The sequence below is a fragment of the Algibacter sp. TI.3.09 genome (genome assembly GCF_038154905.1).
In the GTDB taxonomy this organism is placed as follows: Bacteria; Bacteroidota; Bacteroidia; order Flavobacteriales; family Flavobacteriaceae; genus Algibacter.
Window position 1 is genome coordinate 306200 of record NZ_JBAKAN010000003.1, and the last position, 17870, is coordinate 324069.

Below are 17870 nucleotides of genomic sequence, written 5' to 3' on the forward strand. Positions count from 1 at the left end.
AAAAAAGACAACCTTTTTTGCGTATCACTAAATTCAAATGGCATACTTTTAATGAGATTGAATATAAGTACATATCTAAATAAAACAACAAGCGCAGCCCCATTGGCTGTGTTTCGTGTTTTCTTTGGTATCATGATGTGCTTAAGTATAGTTCGGTTTTGGTATAACGATTGGATCGATTTACTGTATATACAACCTAAATTTCATTTTACGTATTTCGGATTTGAATTTATAAAACCACTAGGTGTTTATACCTATGTATTGTTTGCAATTTGCGGTATCGCAGCCCTTTTTGTGGCTTTGGGTTTTAAATATAGAATAGCCATTATTACATTCTTTTTAAGTTTTACTTACATTGAATTAATGGATAAAACCACTTATTTAAATCATTACTACTTTATTACTTTACTGAGTTTTATAATGATTTTTCTTCCAGCCAATGCGCATTTTTCTGTAGATAATATATTCCGAAGAAAAACATATCAAAACATCCCTAAGTGGACTATTGATAGCATAAAACTTCTATTAGGTATTGTTTATTTTTATGCAGGTTTGGCGAAGCTTAATAGTGATTGGTTATTTAAAGCCATGCCTTTAAAAATTTGGTTGCCTTCAAAATACGATTTACCTTTTATTGGCGAAAACCTCATGCAACAAAACTGGTTTCATTTCGCGATGAGTTGGAGCGGTATGCTATACGATTTGTTTATTCCGTTTTTATTATGGTACAAAAAAACACGCTGGTTTGCCTTTATTTTGGTAGTTGTTTTTCATGTGTTTACTCGGGTTTTATTCCCTATTGGTATGTTCCCGTTTATTATGATTGTTTCAACTTTAATATTTTTCGATGCTAGTTTTCATCAGAATATTATAAGGCTTTTAAAACGCCTATTAAATGCGTTATCTCTGCGGAAGCCGTCATTGCAAGCAAGCAAATTAAATGTTTATTCCCAGTTTCAACTTAAAAGTAAATCGCTTATTATTCCATTATTTGTTCTGTTTTTCAGTATTCAATTGGTATTTCCGTTTCGTTATTTAGTATACCCAAACGAACTGTTTTGGACCGAAGAAGGCTATCGCTTTTCATGGCGCGTTATGCTTATGGAAAAAATGGGTATTGCAACGTTTAAGATTGTCGATGCCGATACAGGAAGCTTTTTTTACGTGAATAATAAAGATTTTCTAACCCCTTTTCAGGAAAAACAAATGAGTTTTCAACCTGATTTTATTTTGGAATACGCACATTATTTAGGCGATCACTTTACGGAACAAGGACACAAAAATGTTCAGGTTTTTGTGGAGAGCTATGTGGCATTAAATGGTAGATTAAGCGCTCCATATATCAATAAAACCGTAGATTTGTACGCGGAAAAAGAATCATTTAAACCAAAACACTGGATTTTACCATTTAAGGATGACATTAAAGGACTTTAAAATAATACTAGCACTTTTAATTAGTGCATTAGGTTTTGCACAGCACAACGTTTCTGGAACGGTGACTTTTTCGAAAACAAATACACCAGTGGCCGATGTAAAAGTTTACGATAAAACATCGGGAGTTCTTGCAACTACAGATAATTCAGGATTTTTTAAATTTGAAACGTCTAAAAAAGAATTAACCTTGGTGTTTTTCTCTTTTGAATATGCTGTGGAAGAAGTTACTATTGAAACCGAAAACGCTTCAACCTTAAATATTACTTTAAAAGATTTAACTCAGAATTTATCTGAAGTTGAAATTACAGCACGTAAGCAACGCATTTTCGAATTAAAACGTTTAAATGATGTTGAGGGCACTGCTATTTATGCCGGTAAAAAAACGGAAGTGGTATTGGTAGAGCAGTCTATGGCGAATTTAGCATCTAATAATGCTAGGCAAATTTATAGTCAAGTAGCAGGTTTAAATATTTACCAAAATGACGATGCCGGATTGCAGTTAAACATTGGTGGTCGTGGTTTAGATCCAAACCGTACAGCCAACTTTAATACCAGACAAAATGGTTACGATATTAGTGCCGATGTTTTAGGATATCCAGAAAGTTATTACACACCAGCTTCGGAGGGTTTATCAGAAATCCAGGTGATTCGAGGTGCGGCTTCATTACAATACGGAACGCAGTTTGGAGGTTTAATTAATTTTAAAATGAAAGAACCAAACCCGAATAAACCTCTAGAAGTGATTAGTAGATTCACTTTGGGGAGTTATGGGTTGTATACCAATTTTACAAGTGTTAGTGGTACTAAAAACAAATGGAGTTATTATAGTTATTTCAACTATAAAAAAGGAGATGGGTTTCGTCCAAACTCTGAGTTTGAATCTAAAAATGTTTTCGCACATTTAGGGTATAAATTTAACGAAAAAACAAAGTTAACAGGCGAGATAACCTACATGCGCTATTTAGCCCAACAAGCTGGCGGATTAACCGACGCTATGTTTAACGAAGATCCGTACCAAAGTAACCGTGCTAGAAACTGGTTTCAGGTAGATTGGTTACTTTATAATCTAAAATTAGATCATAAATTTTCTGATAAAACAAATTTTACATTTAACTTTTTTGGATTGAATGCCTCTCGTGATGCTTTAGGTTTTAGAACCAACCGAGTAAGTCAAGTAGACTCCAACGAAGAGCGTGATTTAATTAAAGGTGATTTTAAAAACTTTGGTTTTGAGTCGCGTTTGCTTACCAAATACAAAGTTTTTAATAAGGATGCCACGTTTTTAATTGGATCTAAATTTTATAAAGCCGATAATTATCAAGAACAAGGTCCGGCAAGTGATGGGATTGGACCAAATTTTGATTTTACCAACGATGAGTATCCTAATTATGGAAGTCAGTCGCAATTCGATTTACCTAACTTAAACGTTTCTGTTTTTGGTGAAAATATTTTTTATGTTTCCGATAAGTTTTCAGTAACACCAGGTTTTAGGTTTGAATATATAAAAACCCAAAGTGAAGGATTTTATAAAAACATAAATACCGATGCTGCTGGCAATGTTATTTTAAATGAAACGATTGAAGATAATCAAAACTTTGAGCGTTCGTTTATTTTATTAGGTTTAGGGCTAAGTTATAAGCCTAATACCAATTTTGAAGCTTATGGGAATGTATCTCAAAATTACCGTTCGGTGACGTTTTCTGATATAAATATTGACAATCCTGCGTTTTTAATTAGTCCGGATATTACCGATGAAGAAGGTTTTACAACCGATTTAGGTATTCGTGGGAATTTCAATAATATGGTGTCTTACGATTTGGGTGTTTTTGGACTGTTTTATAAAAAAAGAATTGGTTTTGTAACCATTGTAGATACCGATGGAAGTATTAAAAATGAACGTGGTAATATTGGAGATGCTGTAATGTATGGCGTAGAATCTTTATTCGATTTTAATTTGAAGAAAATTTTCAACTTAAATAATAATGTTAAACTTAATTATTTTATAAATACATCGGTTATTAATTCGGAATATACCAATTCTGAAAAAGCAGGTGTTAAAGGCAATAAAGTAGAGTTTGTTCCTGATTTAAATTTAAAAATGGGACTTAACGGTGGATATAAAAACCTATTGGCTAATATTCAATATAGTTATTTAGGAAGCCAGTTTACCGATGCTACAAACTCTATAGAAGCTAGTGAAAGCGGTGTTGTAGGTGAAATTCCTGAATATGATATTTTAGATGTATCGCTTTCTTACAGTTATAAAAATTTCAAACTAGAAACAGGAATAAATAATGTTTTAGATAACGCATATTTTACGCGCAGAGCTACTGGTTATCCGGGACCTGGAATTATTCCTTCATCGCCAAGAAATTGGTATACCACACTTCAAATTAAATTTTAAAAATTTTTATCATTTTGATTTAAACCTTTGGTAAAAGCTTTAGTCTAAAACTAAACCAAGCAAAAACCAATCAGTTTGAAACAATTATTTTTATTTCTTTTATTAGCATGTAGCACTACGCTCTTTGCTCAACGTTTTACTTTAGAAGGCCAAGTAAAAGATCCAGACGCCATCACCTTAGAAGGTGCTACAGTTTATGTACAAAGCCTTAAAGACAGTATTACCATGGCTTATGGTATTACTAATAAAACCGGGCAATTCTCAATAAATATTAATGCTGAAGAAGAAACAAAGCTTTTATTCAATGTTGCTTATTTAGGCTACCAACCGTATTCTAAAGATATTGATGTGCCAACCGGAAATAAGTTTGATATGGGCACGGTAACACTAGCCGACCAAGCCGAGCAGTTAGATGTTATTTCTATTATAGGTAAAGCTCCGCCAATTGTTATTAAAAAAGATACTATTGAATATAATGCCGATAGTTTTAAAACGTTGGCTAATGATCGTGCTGAAGATTTACTTAAGAAACTACCAGGCGTAGAGTTTGATATAGACGGAAATATTACTGTAAACGGTGTGGCTGTAGAAGCTATTAATGTAGATGGAATGGAGTTTTTTGGTGAAAAAATGGGAGATATCGCTCTTAAAAATTTACCAAGTAACGTAATTAGTAAAGTTCAGGTTACCGATTATAAAACCAATTTACAAAAGTTTACAGGTGAAGAGTCCGATTCAGGAACAAAAGAGATTAACATTAAAATTAAAAAAGGTAAGAATACAGCTTTTTTTGGTGATTTAAATGGAGGATTAGGCACCGATGATAAATATCAGGCCAATGCCAATCTGTTTCAAATGATAGATGGTAAACAAATTGGGTTTATCTCCGGAACCAATAATATAAACATGCGTCGTGGTTTTACAGCCTTACCCGATGCTAAATCGAGCACTGGTTATGTAGAATCCGATTTTGTTGGAGCTAATTATTCAAAAGGAAAATGGGACGAAACACGTGTTAATGCAAATTACAAATACAGTGCAAGCAATGTAGATAATAGCAGTTTTAGTTTTCGAGATTACTTTTTGCCAAACTTAAATTACACCACAGAAACGGTAAGTAACAGCACTACAGATAGTGACAACCATAGTGGTGATTTGGATTTAAAATTTATAATTCCTTCAAAAAATAAATCGTCTAACAATAAAATACAGCTATCTAACGAGCTTAATTTTAATAGAGATACTAGCGATTCTTTTTCCGATTCTACTACAGAATCAAAATCTAATGATGGTGAAGATATTAGCGATTATAATGCCAATAGCGAATCGACTTCTATTAGTAATAGCATTGATAATACCATAGGTGCTATTGTAAGAACAGGAAAAGGACGCGATTTTTTCAACCTTAAATTAAGTACCAATTTTGAGAATTCAGAGAGTGATTCTCAAAACTATTCAGAGAATATATTATATCAGAAAAATACAACTCAAATTCAAGACCAAGTTAGAAGCACAGATAATTCAACTTCAAATATTAATTTTAATGGGTATTGGTTTAAGGAGTTGTTTACCAATTTCAGAATTATACCAAAGTATAGCGCTACCATTTACCATAATAAAAATGAAAAAAACGTTTTCGATTTTAATGAAACCGATAATGATTATACAGATTTTAATGAGCAACAAAGTTTTGATAGTAAATACGTAACTACAACTTTAAAGCCGGCATTAAGATTTAGATACGAGTATAAAGATTTTAGATTTGAAGTAGAAGGAGCTTATACCAATACCTTTAGAAAATATACCGATGAGCTAATTGCTGAAAGAAATTTTAATGCAGAATTCGATTACATAACTTATTCAAGTAGAATTCGTTATCGTGATGATAAAGGCTATAAAAATATCTCTTTAGATTATAATCAAAATGTAGATTTGCCATCATCATCACAACTACAACCTGTTGCCGATGTAAGTAACCAAACGCATATTTATACAGGAAATCCAGATTTAGAACCTGGTTTAAGTCATAATTTAAGATTCCGTTATCAAAACAATATTGCTTTTAATAATATTACTATTAATGCGGAAACAAAAGCAGAGTTTGTGGAAGATAAAATTATTAACTCGACCATTACAGATGCCGATTTAATTAAGTACACCACTTATGATAATATTAACGGCGATTATTCACTTAGCGGTAATGCTTCTATTTCTAAATCGTATTTCAGTCAAAATACAAATATTAATATGAGTGCTAAGTTTGCAGCATCATACGATAACAATATTTCTATTCAAAATGGAGTGAAATTTTCTGGAAAAAATACAGTTTATAAGCCATCTGTAGGTTTTAAGTATTCTTATAATAATAAATTCGATTTCGGAATTAACTATAGCTATTCTGTAAATGAAACTTTATATGATACGGATGCTTTTAACGATAACGAATATTTTGTTCAGAATTTAAAATTAGATACCTCTATCTTTTTCTTTAAAAACGCTTTTTTCTCTAACAAAATAGCTTACCAGTATAATAGTAGAGTTGGAGATGCTTTTGATGGCGATGCTGTATTTTGGAATGCCGGTTTGGGCGTGCAACTTTGGAACAATAAAGGGACATTAACGCTTGTAGGATACGATATTTTAGGTAAGAATAATGGATACAGACGTTCGGTTACCGAAACCTATATTCAAGATATAGAAAACAAAATTTTAGAGCAATATTTTATGCTAACGTTCTCTTATAAATTTGGTAGAATTGCAGGTCAAAACATGAATGTGAGACCAGATAGTCCAAGTGGAAGAGGTGGTTATGGTGGAGGAAGACGCGGTAGATAATATCTCTGTTTTTTTTAATATGCCGTGCAGTCTATGAGCTAAATGTTAAGAATTGGCTTTATTAAGGATTTCATCTTAATAAAGCTAATTTAAACCGAAAAAAATGCTTAGATTTGCACGCAATTATAACAGTAATTGCAACATGACTGCACACGAAAATAAAATAGTAGGAGAAGGGCTAACTTACGACGATGTCCTTTTAGTTCCAGCTTTCTCCGAAGTACTCCCTAGAGAAGTTAGTATTCAAACAAAATTTACACGTAACATCACCATTAACGTCCCTATTATTTCGGCTGCAATGGATACCGTTACCGAAAGTAAAATGGCAATTGCCATGGCGCAAGAAGGTGGTATTGGTGTGCTACACAAAAACATGTCTATAGAGGCACAAGCCTTAAAGGTGCGTCGTGTAAAACGTGCAGAAAGCGGTATGATTATCGATCCGGTAACCTTACCATTAACTGCTAAAGTTAGCGATGCTAAAAAATACATGGCAGAATATAGTATTGGTGGTATACCAATTGTTGCAGAAGATGGCACATTAAAAGGTATAGTAACCAATCGCGATTTACGTTTCGAGCATAATGGTAAACGTGCCATTAGCGAAGTTATGACGAGCGAAAAACTTGTTACTGCCTCTGTAGGAACTTCTTTAAAAGATGCCGAACTTATACTTCAAGAACATAAAATTGAAAAGTTATTAATTGTAGACGATAATTTTAAATTATCAGGATTAATAACCTTTAGAGATATTACAAAATTAAGTCAGAAACCAAATGCAAACAAAGATCAATATGGTCGTTTGCGTGTTGCTGCTGCCTTAGGTGTTACTGCAGATGCTGTAGAACGTGCCGAAGCATTAGTTAACGCCGGAGTAGATGCCGTAGTTATCGATACTGCGCATGGGCACACAAAAGGCGTGGTTGCTGTTTTAAAAACTATAAAAGAAAAATTTCCAAACCTAGATGTTATTGTAGGTAATATTGCAACTGGTGCAGCTGCTAAATATTTAGTAGAGGCCGGAGCCGATGCTGTAAAAGTTGGTATTGGTCCAGGATCTATTTGTACAACACGTGTTGTAGCAGGTGTAGGTTTTCCTCAGTTTTCTGCAGTTCTAGAAGTAGCAGCAGCTATTAAAGGCAGTGGAGTACCGGTAATTGCCGATGGAGGTATTCGTTACACAGGCGATATCCCTAAAGCTATTGCAGCAGGAGCAGATACTGTTATGTTAGGGTCGCTTTTAGCAGGAACAAAAGAATCTCCAGGAGAAACCATTATATACGAAGGGCGTAAGTTTAAATCTTACCGTGGTATGGGGTCTGTAGAGGCTATGAAAGAAGGTAGTAAAGACCGTTATTTCCAAGATGTAGAAGACGATATTAAAAAATTAGTACCAGAAGGTATTGTTGGGCGTGTGCCTTACAAAGGCGATTTATACGAGAGTATTCACCAATTTATCGGTGGTTTACGCGCAGGTATGGGCTACTGTGGAGCTAAAGATATTGAGACGCTAAAAGAAACAGGACAGTTTGTTAAAATTACTGCAAGTGGAATTAACGAAAGTCATCCGCACGATGTTACCATTACTAAAGAATCACCAAACTATTCAAGGTAATACAAACAGAATTATAAAATTAAAGTTCAACTGAAAGGTTGGACTTTTTTTATGCGTATTATTTTGGGCGTTACCCGAAAAGGGTCGGGCTTTCCGCTATATCTTTTTTTAGGGTTGGTTTTGTTTAAGTAATTTAGACTTCAACTTTGAGGTTTGCTTCTTTTTAATTATGTTTTGGTTAGAAGTAAAAAAAAGGATGCCGCATCAATACCTAACGCGGGCTAGTTTGTGGTGTTTGTTTTTAACAAGAAATGTGTGAAGTGTAAATTATTAACGCTTTTAAAACTCCACCGATTGTAAATCAGTTAAATAAGTTTTAGTATATTTTTCTCCAAAATTATCGATAGTAATCGCAAAGGCGAGATGTAAAATAAGCGCTGTAAATATTCCGAAGAGTATAGATTCTGGACTAATAAAAGACATGGCTAAAATAAGAATCACAATTAAACCACCATAAATTAATTTTAACCAAAAGAAAGATTTTAAAGCCTTCTCAGAAGTTACAATTTCAGATTGAGCAAAAGCTATCGGGTCGGTTTCATAAACGGAAACCTTGTCGGCAAATTTTTGTTGGTATTTAAAATAAGCAGGAAACATAGCAGCTATTTCTATGAGTCCTATAAAAATCAAAGTTATAGCAAAACTTTTATGATTAGATAATAATATAAAAAGTAATCCTATAGCGGCCGAAAAAACACCAATAATTCCCGCTGCAAGATATAATGATTTTTCGCTGGCTAAAAAATGAGATAAAAGTTCCATAAGCGGTGTGTGGTTTTTTGAATGCGGTGGTTGTAAATATGCTTTAGTTTTTTCTGGCAGTTCGGTGGTTTTATATTCTATATCAGAAAGCCATTCTATTTTAGAAATAACAAAACCATCAAAATATTCTGTAGCTTTTAACCCAAAGGCTTTTAACGTTATTATAAAACGCTCAATACCTCCAAAAGGAAAATTGCCAGTAGAAAACTTAATAATGGCATGATGTTCATCAGTTTTATTCAAACTATCTATATCAACTTCAAATCCATATTCTAAATAATTAAATATAGAATCTACATTTTGTAAGCCCAATGCTTCTAATTTATCATTATCAGCTTTTATATATTTCTCTAAATACGTGTTGGCATAATCAGGAATAAAAGCTTTACGCCTGTGTACTTCTGGTGCTATATCTAAGTAGTCGTTTAGTTCCTTTACAGCTATATCGACTTCCTCTTGCGTCTGTTTGCTATCCCAATCAATTTCAGGAGAATGATCAGGAAACTCATACTTAGTCTGCCGTACATTAACCATATGTTTATATAGTTTTTTAAAGTCTTCAAACTTTAAAGTATTAGATATGTTGAAGGAAATGTATAGCATTAATTAACAGTTGATTAGCCTAAATTTTAGACTTGTAGTAGGTGTTTTTTGTACAGGCGTAATTTTATAAATTAATTATAAAATATTAAAACGAAGTTATTGAATTTATTCAGTAATAAAAAATGATTATTTACGACTATGATACCTTGTTAAATATATGGTAAATATTGATGTCGAGATAAATAGAGTCCGTAAAAAGACCTATTTTTAAAACTTTGTGCCCTTAGATTATGGAGATTTTAAACACGCTTAGAAATTTTGCTTATTGGAGCATTGATGCCTTAAAAGGTGGAGAGGTAAAAAAGGATTTTCAGGATATCGAAAAGGTATTTAGTCATGCATCTTTTGCGTCTTTAAAAGAACATCAAAAACCGATTTTAGATAATTTGTTGAATGCTGCCGTTAATAATTCTGTGTTCTATTCAGGCTGTAAAAACTATCAGAGTCTTTCAGATTTTCCAGTTGTAAATAAATCTATCATTAAAGATCATTTTGATGATATCACTTTTGAAGATACCGACAAAGATCATCTTCCTGTAAAAACAAGTGGATCTACGGGATCTCCTTTTTCAATCTTTCAAACTAAAAGAAAAAAGAATAGAAATACAGCCGATACATTATATTTTGCAAAATTAGCAGGTTACACACTTGGAGAAAAATTATTATATCTAAGGTTATGGGCGGCTTATTACAAAAAGCCAAAAATAATTGCTTGGTTGCAAAATACGGAACAGCTTGATGTTAGCGATTTAAACAACAATTATGTTAAGGCCATGGTAGATCGCTTAAAAAAGGATAAATCACCTAAAGGGTGGATTGGTTATCCTTCGGGATTTGAATCCATTTGTAAATCACTAGATGCTTTGAGTGCAAAGCCTTTAGATTGTAATATAAAATCTATAATAGCGATTGCAGAAGGCTTAAGCCCAGAAGTGAAATCTAAAATGGAATACTATTTTAAGGCTCCAACAGTATCTCGCTATTCTAATGTTGAAAACGGAATAATAGCGCAGCAAATGCCAAATGATAATGCTTTTAGAATAAATTGGGCGAGTTATGTGGTTGAAATTTTAGATTTGGAGAGTGATGTGCCCGTTCCAAGTGGTACTATTGGTCGTATCATTATAACCGATCTGTATAACTTGGCAACACCAATGATTCGGTATGATACTGGAGATATTGGTGCTTTTGTTAATGATAAAAACTCTAGAGATGATATCCCTAAACTAGAAAGTATTCAAGGTAGAAAAATGGATGCCTTGTATAAAACCAATGGAGATATGTTAAATCCATTTACCATGCATGCGTATGTATATGATTTTCCGGAAATTAAGCAATTACAATTTATACAGCACGAGGAGAAAAAATATCAAATAAAAGTGAATACAAATGTAATGTTTGAAGGGGAATCTCTACTAATAGAAAAGTTTAAAAATGATATAGGTAAAGATGCCCATGTAGACATTCAATATGTCGATGAAATTCCGAGTCTAAAGTCCGGAAAAAGAAAGATATCAGTTAACTTATACAAACAATAATAGATGCCCCAAACCAATATATTATTCACTTGTGCAGGAAGAAGAAATTACCTTATAAATTACTTTAAACAAGCTTTGAACGGAACTGGATCTGTTATAGCAGTAGATATGGACGTTAATGCTTCGGCTTTAATTGATGCCGATATTTTTTTAACCGTACCTAGTATATTTGACGATAATTATATCTCGTTTTTAAAAGATGTTTGTAAAACTCACAAGGTAGATGCAGTAATTTCTTTAAATGATTTGGAGCTACCAATTTTATCAAAACATAGAAAAGAATTTGAAGATTTTGGGACTAAAATTATAGTGTCTAATGAGGAGGTTATTGATACGGCTTTTGATAAATGGAAAACCTATCAGTTTTTAAAGGATAATAACTTATTAACACCACAAACTTATATCGATTTAAATAAAGCTTTGGTTGATTTAGAAGATAATAAATTAAACTTTCCGTTGGTTTTAAAGCCAAGATGGGGTAGTGCTTCTATTGGTGTGGATATTGTTGAAAGTAAAGAGGAGCTTATGCTATCTTATCAATTATTAAAAATTAAGCTTTCTAGATCTAATGCTAGTAAGGCGAGTTTGATTGATATGGATAACGCTATTTTAATTCAGGAAAAATTAGGAGGAAAAGAATTCGGAATGGATATTCTTAATGATTTTCATGGTAATTACTACGGGACTTTTGTTAGAGAAAAGCTCTCTATGCGTTGTGGTGAAACCGATAAAGCCAAATCTGTAATAAACTTAGAGATTAATAATATAGGCAAAGTGATTTCAGAAAAATTAAAGCATATAGGTACTTTAGATTGTGATGTTTTTGTTGATGAAGATAGAGTATATGTCTTAGAGTTAAATCCGCGTTTTGGTGGAGGTTATCCTTTTTCACATGAAGCAGGTATCAATACTGCAGCAATATATATTGAGTGGATTAGAGGCGGGAATTCTATAAGTGAATTCAATAATTATAAAGAAAATATGGTGTTTGCTAAGCACGATAAATTAATAAATATTCCTGTTTTAGTGGAAGTTTAGTTCTAGAGCCTTATATAGAACTATTTATAGTTTCGATTAGCAGTATAAAATAAAAAATCTCAGGTAATTTAAGATATCTGAGGTTTTTTGGTTTAATACGTGATATCCTCATAATATTTAAGGATTAAAAAAAGGGCTAAAAAAAACTGCTACTAAGTATTTTTTAGTAGCAGTTTAGCGGTTAAGGTAGATTGTATTTGGTTATTCTTTTAAGAATTTTCTGGAATTAGTATTATTGATTTTTAATAAATACAACCCATTTTTAAGATTTTGAATGTTAATGGTGGCATTATTTGAAATAACGCCTTTAGCGATCTGTTTTCCTAAAATATTATAAATTCTATATTGTTCGGTATTTTTTAAACCTGAAATTTGAATAAATTGACTAGAAGGATTTGGTGAAATATTAATATCTCGTTTAGCTGTAACCATACTTTCAGTAGAAAGTGCTACTTCATTTAAATTTGAAGGTTTAGCAGCTGTATAATCTTCTTTATCGGCATCTTTGCCCTTGAGTAAAGCACTAGTTATATGTTCTGTTTCCTGCTCAACGCTTTTTGTTTGCGCGTTTAAGTTGAGGAAACTGAAAAATAAAATAAGAGTTATAGTGTAGATTTTCCCCATAGAAACTGTTTTGTAGTATAAGATAAACAAATTTATTGATTTTTTATGAAATAACCTTTCTATTTAATTAAAAATTACACGATAAACGTTAAAATATGTTTTTAATCGCATAAAAGTTAAGTTTAAAACATTGTTGTGTAGGAAATTTGTTGTTTTGGAGGTGTTTTTGTAGAGTAAAACGTATAAAAAAGAAATAGCGGATACTAAAGGTTGATAGTTTGTATTAAATATCGATATATTTCCAAACCATTAACTTAAATCCGCTATTGCTTAAAGGGTTTATTAAAAGTTTTATTCTGTAGCTTTCAATAAATTATTGATGATTTTGTTCCATTTTTCAATAGACTGTAATTCTTCTCCTAATTGGTAGCTTACGTCTGCATTAAAAAACTCCAAAATTACTTCACTTTTAGTTTTATCGATAGGCATAAGTTTTAAATACAGTCTATCCATGTGTTTCGACTTAGTAATGCTCACAATCTCACAACTTTTAATTGTAGATAGATCTACAAATTGTTGTTCAACTTCAGTCTCTCCTTTCAAAATAAACGAAACAGATTTTTTAGTTTCATCTATACCGATGGCATAGAAGCTGTTTATTTCGTTTTGAGTAATAGTGTTGTTATGTTGGGTTGCTAAATCTTTTAACACGATTAATTGACGTTTAACAATCGCTTTTTTGCTTCTGTTAGTTAATACAAATGGCATTGCACAAATTGCAACGCATATAATTCCGATAAGGGTTGTTCCTAATTCCATTTTGATAATATTTTAAATTTTGATAATATAATTTCTGTATGAAGCGATAATTCGCAACATATCAATACTTTAATTTTAATCACCTAAGCGATGTGTTTCAATTAAAGGTTACTACCAAAAATTATGGAAAGGAAAAATAAGATCAGACTTTCTGTGTCTAATCAGAATGGTTTTTAAATGATTTTGATACTGCTTAAACTTAGCGCTAAACAATATGTCGTTCGAGCATATAATAGCCCAAAACCCGTTGTAAGGTAGTTTTAACTCCGGAAAAGAGAGCTCGGCTACATCCGAAAATAAGTTTTCAAATTGCTGTGTATGCGGTTGCAATAACTTAGAATTAGCTTCTAAGTTTTCTTTAGGAGTACTACTATTACTTTGCTCTATGTTTTGTAAACTAGAGTGTGATAATGTTTGCGCAGGAGTATATATGCCGAAACAGTATACTGAAACCAGCAGAAAAACGCCTAATATGTTATTCCAATTTTTCATTTAAGTAATTGGAGCTTGATCTAGAATAGTATGCACTTCTTTTAAACTTTCTTCATTATCTAATAAGAGCACCAAAGTATCGTTGGCTTCAATAACTGTTGAGCCTCCTGGACGCACAAACTTTTTGTTACGCTTAATCATAACGATAAAGGCAGATCTTGGAAAATGCAAGTCTATAATTCGTTTTTCTACAGCAAAACTTCCAGGATCTATAGTTATTTCTTCCATTTCCGATTTCGGTAAATTCAGAATATATCTGTCGTTTTCAGCAATAGGTTTAACTTCCTCGGGCAATGCAACGTTTAACCATTTAGCAATAATAGATAGTGTAGTTCCTTGAATTAATATCGATGTTACCGAGATAAAGAATACAATATTGAAAATAATATTAGCCTTATCAATACCTGCTAAAAGTGGGTAAGTAGCAAAAACAATAGGAACCGCACCTCGTAAACCAACCCACGAAATATAAAAACGTCTTCTAAGTTTCATTTTAAAAAACATTAAACTTAGAAAGACACTTATTGGTCGTGCAACGAGAATTAAGAATACTGAAATTAGTAAACCAATACCCATGTAAGGTATAATTTGCGAAGGAAAAACAAGTAAACCTAAGGTTAGGAATAATACAATTTGCATAAGCCATGCAATACCATCAAACATTTTTAAAATAGTTGATTTATGTATTAAATCTTGGTTTCCTAAATATACAGAACAAATATAGATGGCAAGAAATCCGTTACCACCAAAAAGGTCTGTTGCCGAAAATGTTATAAACATTAAGGCTATAACCAAAACAGGATAAAGTCCTTCGAAGCCTAATTTAATTTTATTGATAATTATTTTACTCAACTTTCCGAAGGCAAAACCAGCCACACCACCAAAAATCATTTGCTGTAGAAACATTAAAATGATCTTCCAGATACTTTCGTCTTGACTAGTAACCAAGGTTAGAAAGGTAAGTGTAAGTACATAGGCCATCGGGTCGTTACTTCCGCTTTCTAACTCTAATGTTGGTCTTAAATTATTTTTTAACGCTAAGTTTTTTGAACGTAAAATTGAAAATACGGCCGCTGCATCTGTAGAAGAAACAATAGAACCAAGTAGCATACTTTCAAAAATGGTAAAATCGGTTACAAACCAAACAAAGGTCCCTAATGAAACTGCTGTAAGTAACACTCCAATGGTTGATAAAACAAGGCCTTCTTTTAAAATAGGTTTAACCGCTTTCCAATTGGTATCTAGCCCACCAGAAAACAGGATGAAGTTAAGGGAAACGATACCAATAAACTGCGCCATTTTAGAGTCGCTAAAACGTATGCCACCAATACCATCGGAGCCTGCGAGCATACCGATAGTTAAAAAGAGGATTAAAGTTGGTACTCCAAATTTGTAAGAGGTTTTACCTACTACAATACTTATAAAAAGTAATAGAGAGCCAACTAATAATATGTTTTCTATGGTTAAATTCATTTTTTTGTGTCTGATTTAAGACACTGTAAAATTAGTTTTTTTATAAAAGAAAACAATAAAAAAGTTTAATTGTTTTAATAAAAAAACATGAAGGTATATGTGTTGTTTTTGAGCGGTTTACAATGGTTTTTAATATGAAGTTTTTATTCGGAATTAGATTGAATATTTATGCTAATTGATCTATGCTTTGGTTCAATCAAACTTGGATTTGTGTTTAGACGGAAGGCACACGGTCTAAATTATCAATTTTGTTTTGTAAACTTTCTATTAGAATGAAAATATTAGATAAGCTCGTGGTGTCTTTTTTACGTACCGAACCTTTGAAAATTAAAGTATTTGCATCAAGAACAACGCTACTCTTTTTACTCGCTAATAAACTGCGTGTTTCATGTTCTTTTAAAAGTAATTCGGAGTATTTACTTTTTTCTCCATAAAAGTTAAAAGCACTACTTCTTGTTAAAAAACTTAAAAAGGATGTTTGCTTTAACTGGCAAGCCAAGAAATGAGATTTTAAATCTGTTTTACGAGATGCTATAGTGATTGATAACCATGTTTTCCCCCAAGAGCCTTTAACTTTAAGCGTCCAATTATTATGTTGCTCAGTGAAGTTAACTTCTCCTTTAAGAAGTACGTTCGTTGATTCCGTAATCGAACTTGTAAACGGATGATTTTCTTGCACCAAATTGTTTGTAACAGCGCGATTTTTAGTTTTACTTACTGTATTAATTCCAATGTTCATCGAAGTCTAAATCTTCATAATCATCAAGATCTAATTCATCATCAAATTCATTAAAATCATCGTCGTTTTCAGCTTTAAACACTTTGTCAGGAGCATCGTCAGGCACTTGCCCTTGTACAAACATTAGGTTAGGATAATCTGAACCTTCAGCTTCTTCAACAATTTCAGCTAATTCAACATAAAACGTCCACATGCTTAAAAAATCATAAACGTAAATCAGTTTCGTTTGCATTTCGAAAGTAACATCGTTAATTGCAGTTTCGTTCATTAAACGTGCAGAATCATCATCACTTAAATCAAATAAAGAGATTTCTTCCCCTTGATTCCATTGGTCGTCACTGCGGTAAAAAGATGCCATTTCACTACCATCAAACCCAAAAGATTGCGTGATAATGTTGTGTAAATCTTCAAGTGTGTCATCTTCACGAATTTCTAAATCGCGGAACACATCTTCGTCTGTATCGTTATCAAGTATTACTCTAAATCTATAAATCATTGTAAAAAAATATGGTGCAAAGGTAAGTCTTTTTATAATTATTTACTGAAACGGTGTAAAGTAAATGTTGTTATACTTAAAAGGAAAAATGCGCCAACTTGGTGAGCTACACCTAACCAAACAGGTACGTGAAAAATAAGGGTTAATACGCCTAATAAAAACTGAACACCTACCATAATTAAAAGCCCTGTTACGGCATAATTTTGCAGTTTGGTGGTTTCCATTTTTCTAGCTTTATACCAAATAGATACGAGCAGAAAAGCAACAAGATATGCTAGCATGCGGTGTACAAACTGAACCCCGCTTTTACCTTCTATAAAGTTTTTGTAAAGCGGATTTTGTTCAATATATACGGTTTCATGCATAAATTTACCATCGCTCATTAAAGGCCAATGGTTATGTATAAAACCAGCATCTAAACCAGCAACAAAAGCGCCATAGATAATTTGAAGAATTAAAACAGCCAAACCTAACCTGATAAAATTTCTGAAAGATGTATTTACTGTTTTTCTACATGGAAATTTTAAATCGAGCGCTACCCAAAATGTGTAAGCGAAAGTTAAAAAGGCGGTTGTTAAATGTGCAGATAGTCTAAAATGACTTACATCTGGATTGTCTACCAAACCACTTTTTACCATATACCAACCAAGAAAACCTTGAAAGCCACCCATGATTAATAGGATAACTGCTTTTTTAATGGTAGATTTTGTGAGTTGCTTTGTGATTAGAAAGTATAGGAAGGGTAAGAAAAACACCAAACCAATAAAACGACCAATTACGCGGTGCAGCCATTCCCAAAAATAAATATCTTTAAAATCTTCTAGATTAAAATGATTGTTTAGCTTTTGATATTCTGGATATTGTTTATATAAATCGAAAGCTTCGGTCCATTCAGCATCGTTCATAGGCGGAATGGTTCCTGAAATTAATTTATAACTAGAAATTGATAAACCAGAATGCGTAAGCCTAGTAATACCGCCAACAACAACCATAATAAATATTAACAAGCACCCTGTAAGGAGCCAATAAATCACTTTTTTGTTATCTTTTTTCATGCT

At 32.5% G+C, this 17870-nt stretch carries 14 protein-coding genes; 6 read left to right on the forward strand and 8 right to left on the reverse strand.

Annotated elements, in window-relative coordinates; all coding sequences use genetic code 11:
• The first annotated feature begins 51 nt into the window (after positions 1–51).
• The 4 genes from V6246_RS13145 to guaB all read left to right on the forward strand — a co-directional run bounded on the left by V6246_RS13145 (position 52) and on the right by guaB (position 8288).
• Positions 52–1434: an HTTM domain-containing protein gene (locus tag V6246_RS13145; RefSeq protein WP_341560920.1), complete on the forward strand. Its 1383-nt coding sequence runs from the start codon at positions 52–54 to the stop codon at positions 1432–1434.
• On the forward strand, positions 1415–3838 hold the full coding sequence (locus V6246_RS13150) for a TonB-dependent receptor domain-containing protein (RefSeq protein ID WP_341560921.1): 2424 nt from the start codon (positions 1415–1417) through the stop codon (positions 3836–3838). Before V6246_RS13145 ends, V6246_RS13150 begins: the two co-directional genes overlap by 20 nt.
• A 75-nt stretch (positions 3839–3913) precedes the next feature.
• On the forward strand, positions 3914–6673 hold the full coding sequence (locus tag V6246_RS13155) for an outer membrane beta-barrel protein (protein ID WP_341560922.1): 2760 nt from the start codon (positions 3914–3916) through the stop codon (positions 6671–6673).
• Positions 6674–6815: 142 nt separating this feature from the next.
• Positions 6816–8288 carry an IMP dehydrogenase gene (guaB, locus tag V6246_RS13160; RefSeq protein ID WP_341560923.1) on the forward strand — a complete coding sequence of 491 codons (1473 nt, stop codon included), beginning with the start codon at positions 6816–6818 and terminating at the stop codon, positions 8286–8288.
• Between the two features lie 279 nt (positions 8289–8567).
• Here guaB and V6246_RS13165 read toward each other — a convergent pair whose 3' ends face one another.
• Positions 8568–9653, reverse strand: a complete 1086-nt coding sequence (locus V6246_RS13165; protein ID WP_341560924.1) for a hypothetical protein — start codon at positions 9651–9653, stop codon at positions 8568–8570.
• A gap of 230 nt (positions 9654–9883) precedes the next feature.
• Here V6246_RS13165 and V6246_RS13170 point away from each other — a divergent pair, with 230 nt between their 5' ends.
• Together V6246_RS13170 and V6246_RS13175 are read left to right on the forward strand one after the other, a co-directional pair.
• Positions 9884–11191, forward strand: coding sequence for a CoF synthetase (locus tag V6246_RS13170; protein WP_341560925.1), 1308 nt, complete (start codon positions 9884–9886; stop codon positions 11189–11191).
• 3 nt (positions 11192–11194) lie between these two features.
• Positions 11195–12229, forward strand: coding sequence for an ATP-grasp domain-containing protein (locus tag V6246_RS13175; RefSeq protein WP_341560926.1), 1035 nt, complete (start codon positions 11195–11197; stop codon positions 12227–12229).
• A 201-nt stretch (positions 12230–12430) separates the two neighbouring features.
• Here the strand turns inward: V6246_RS13175 and V6246_RS13180 are convergent, their stop codons facing one another.
• The 7 genes from V6246_RS13180 to V6246_RS13210 all read right to left on the reverse strand — a co-directional run bounded on the left by V6246_RS13180 (position 12431) and on the right by V6246_RS13210 (position 17867).
• Positions 12431–12853: a T9SS type A sorting domain-containing protein gene (locus V6246_RS13180; RefSeq protein ID WP_341560927.1), complete on the reverse strand. Its 423-nt coding sequence runs from the start codon at positions 12851–12853 to the stop codon at positions 12431–12433.
• 291 nt (positions 12854–13144) lie between these two features.
• Entirely contained in the window at positions 13145–13612 is a 468-nt protein-coding gene (locus V6246_RS13185; RefSeq protein ID WP_304406901.1) for a hypothetical protein, read from the reverse strand.
• 111 nt (positions 13613–13723) lie between these two features.
• The gene (locus tag V6246_RS13190) at positions 13724–14104 is read right to left on the reverse strand and encodes a hypothetical protein (protein WP_341560928.1); all 381 of its coding nucleotides are present in this window, start codon (positions 14102–14104) and stop codon (positions 13724–13726) included.
• On the reverse strand, positions 14105–15577 hold the full coding sequence (locus V6246_RS13195; RefSeq protein WP_341560929.1) for a potassium/proton antiporter: 1473 nt from the start codon (positions 15575–15577) through the stop codon (positions 14105–14107).
• 214 nt (positions 15578–15791) lie between these two features.
• Positions 15792–16316: a hypothetical protein gene (locus V6246_RS13200; RefSeq protein WP_341560930.1), complete on the reverse strand. Its 525-nt coding sequence runs from the start codon at positions 16314–16316 to the stop codon at positions 15792–15794.
• On the reverse strand, positions 16300–16812 hold the full coding sequence (locus V6246_RS13205; RefSeq protein WP_341560931.1) for an IS1096 element passenger TnpR family protein: 513 nt from the start codon (positions 16810–16812) through the stop codon (positions 16300–16302). The genes V6246_RS13200 and V6246_RS13205 overlap by 17 nt, the downstream gene beginning before the upstream one ends.
• 38 nt (positions 16813–16850) lie before the next feature.
• The gene (locus V6246_RS13210) at positions 16851–17867 is read right to left on the reverse strand and encodes a COX15/CtaA family protein (protein WP_341560932.1); all 1017 of its coding nucleotides are present in this window, start codon (positions 17865–17867) and stop codon (positions 16851–16853) included.
• Between the last annotated feature and the right edge of the window lie 3 nt (positions 17868–17870).

Excerpts from the sequence above, each read along its gene's own strand:
- V6246_RS13145 (WP_341560920.1), top strand. The coding sequence starts at position 52 with ATGAGATTGAATATAAGTACATATCTAAATAAAACAACAAGCGCAGCC.
- V6246_RS13150 (WP_341560921.1), top strand. The coding sequence starts at position 1,415 with ATGACATTAAAGGACTTTAAAATAATACTAGCACTTTTAATTAGTGCA.
- guaB (WP_341560923.1), top strand. The coding sequence starts at position 6,816 with ATGACTGCACACGAAAATAAAATAGTAGGAGAAGGGCTAACTTACGAC.
- V6246_RS13165 (WP_341560924.1), bottom strand. The coding sequence starts at position 9,653 with ATGCTATACATTTCCTTCAACATATCTAATACTTTAAAGTTTGAAGAC.
- V6246_RS13170 (WP_341560925.1), top strand. The coding sequence starts at position 9,884 with ATGGAGATTTTAAACACGCTTAGAAATTTTGCTTATTGGAGCATTGAT.
- V6246_RS13175 (WP_341560926.1), top strand. The coding sequence starts at position 11,195 with ATGCCCCAAACCAATATATTATTCACTTGTGCAGGAAGAAGAAATTAC.
- V6246_RS13180 (WP_341560927.1), bottom strand. The coding sequence starts at position 12,853 with ATGGGGAAAATCTACACTATAACTCTTATTTTATTTTTCAGTTTCCTC.
- V6246_RS13185 (WP_304406901.1), bottom strand. The coding sequence starts at position 13,612 with ATGGAATTAGGAACAACCCTTATCGGAATTATATGCGTTGCAATTTGT.
- V6246_RS13190 (WP_341560928.1), bottom strand. The coding sequence starts at position 14,104 with ATGAAAAATTGGAATAACATATTAGGCGTTTTTCTGCTGGTTTCAGTA.
- V6246_RS13195 (WP_341560929.1), bottom strand. The coding sequence starts at position 15,577 with ATGAATTTAACCATAGAAAACATATTATTAGTTGGCTCTCTATTACTT.
- V6246_RS13200 (WP_341560930.1), bottom strand. The coding sequence starts at position 16,316 with ATGAACATTGGAATTAATACAGTAAGTAAAACTAAAAATCGCGCTGTT.
- V6246_RS13205 (WP_341560931.1), bottom strand. The coding sequence starts at position 16,812 with ATGATTTATAGATTTAGAGTAATACTTGATAACGATACAGACGAAGAT.
- V6246_RS13210 (WP_341560932.1), bottom strand. The coding sequence starts at position 17,867 with ATGAAAAAAGATAACAAAAAAGTGATTTATTGGCTCCTTACAGGGTGC.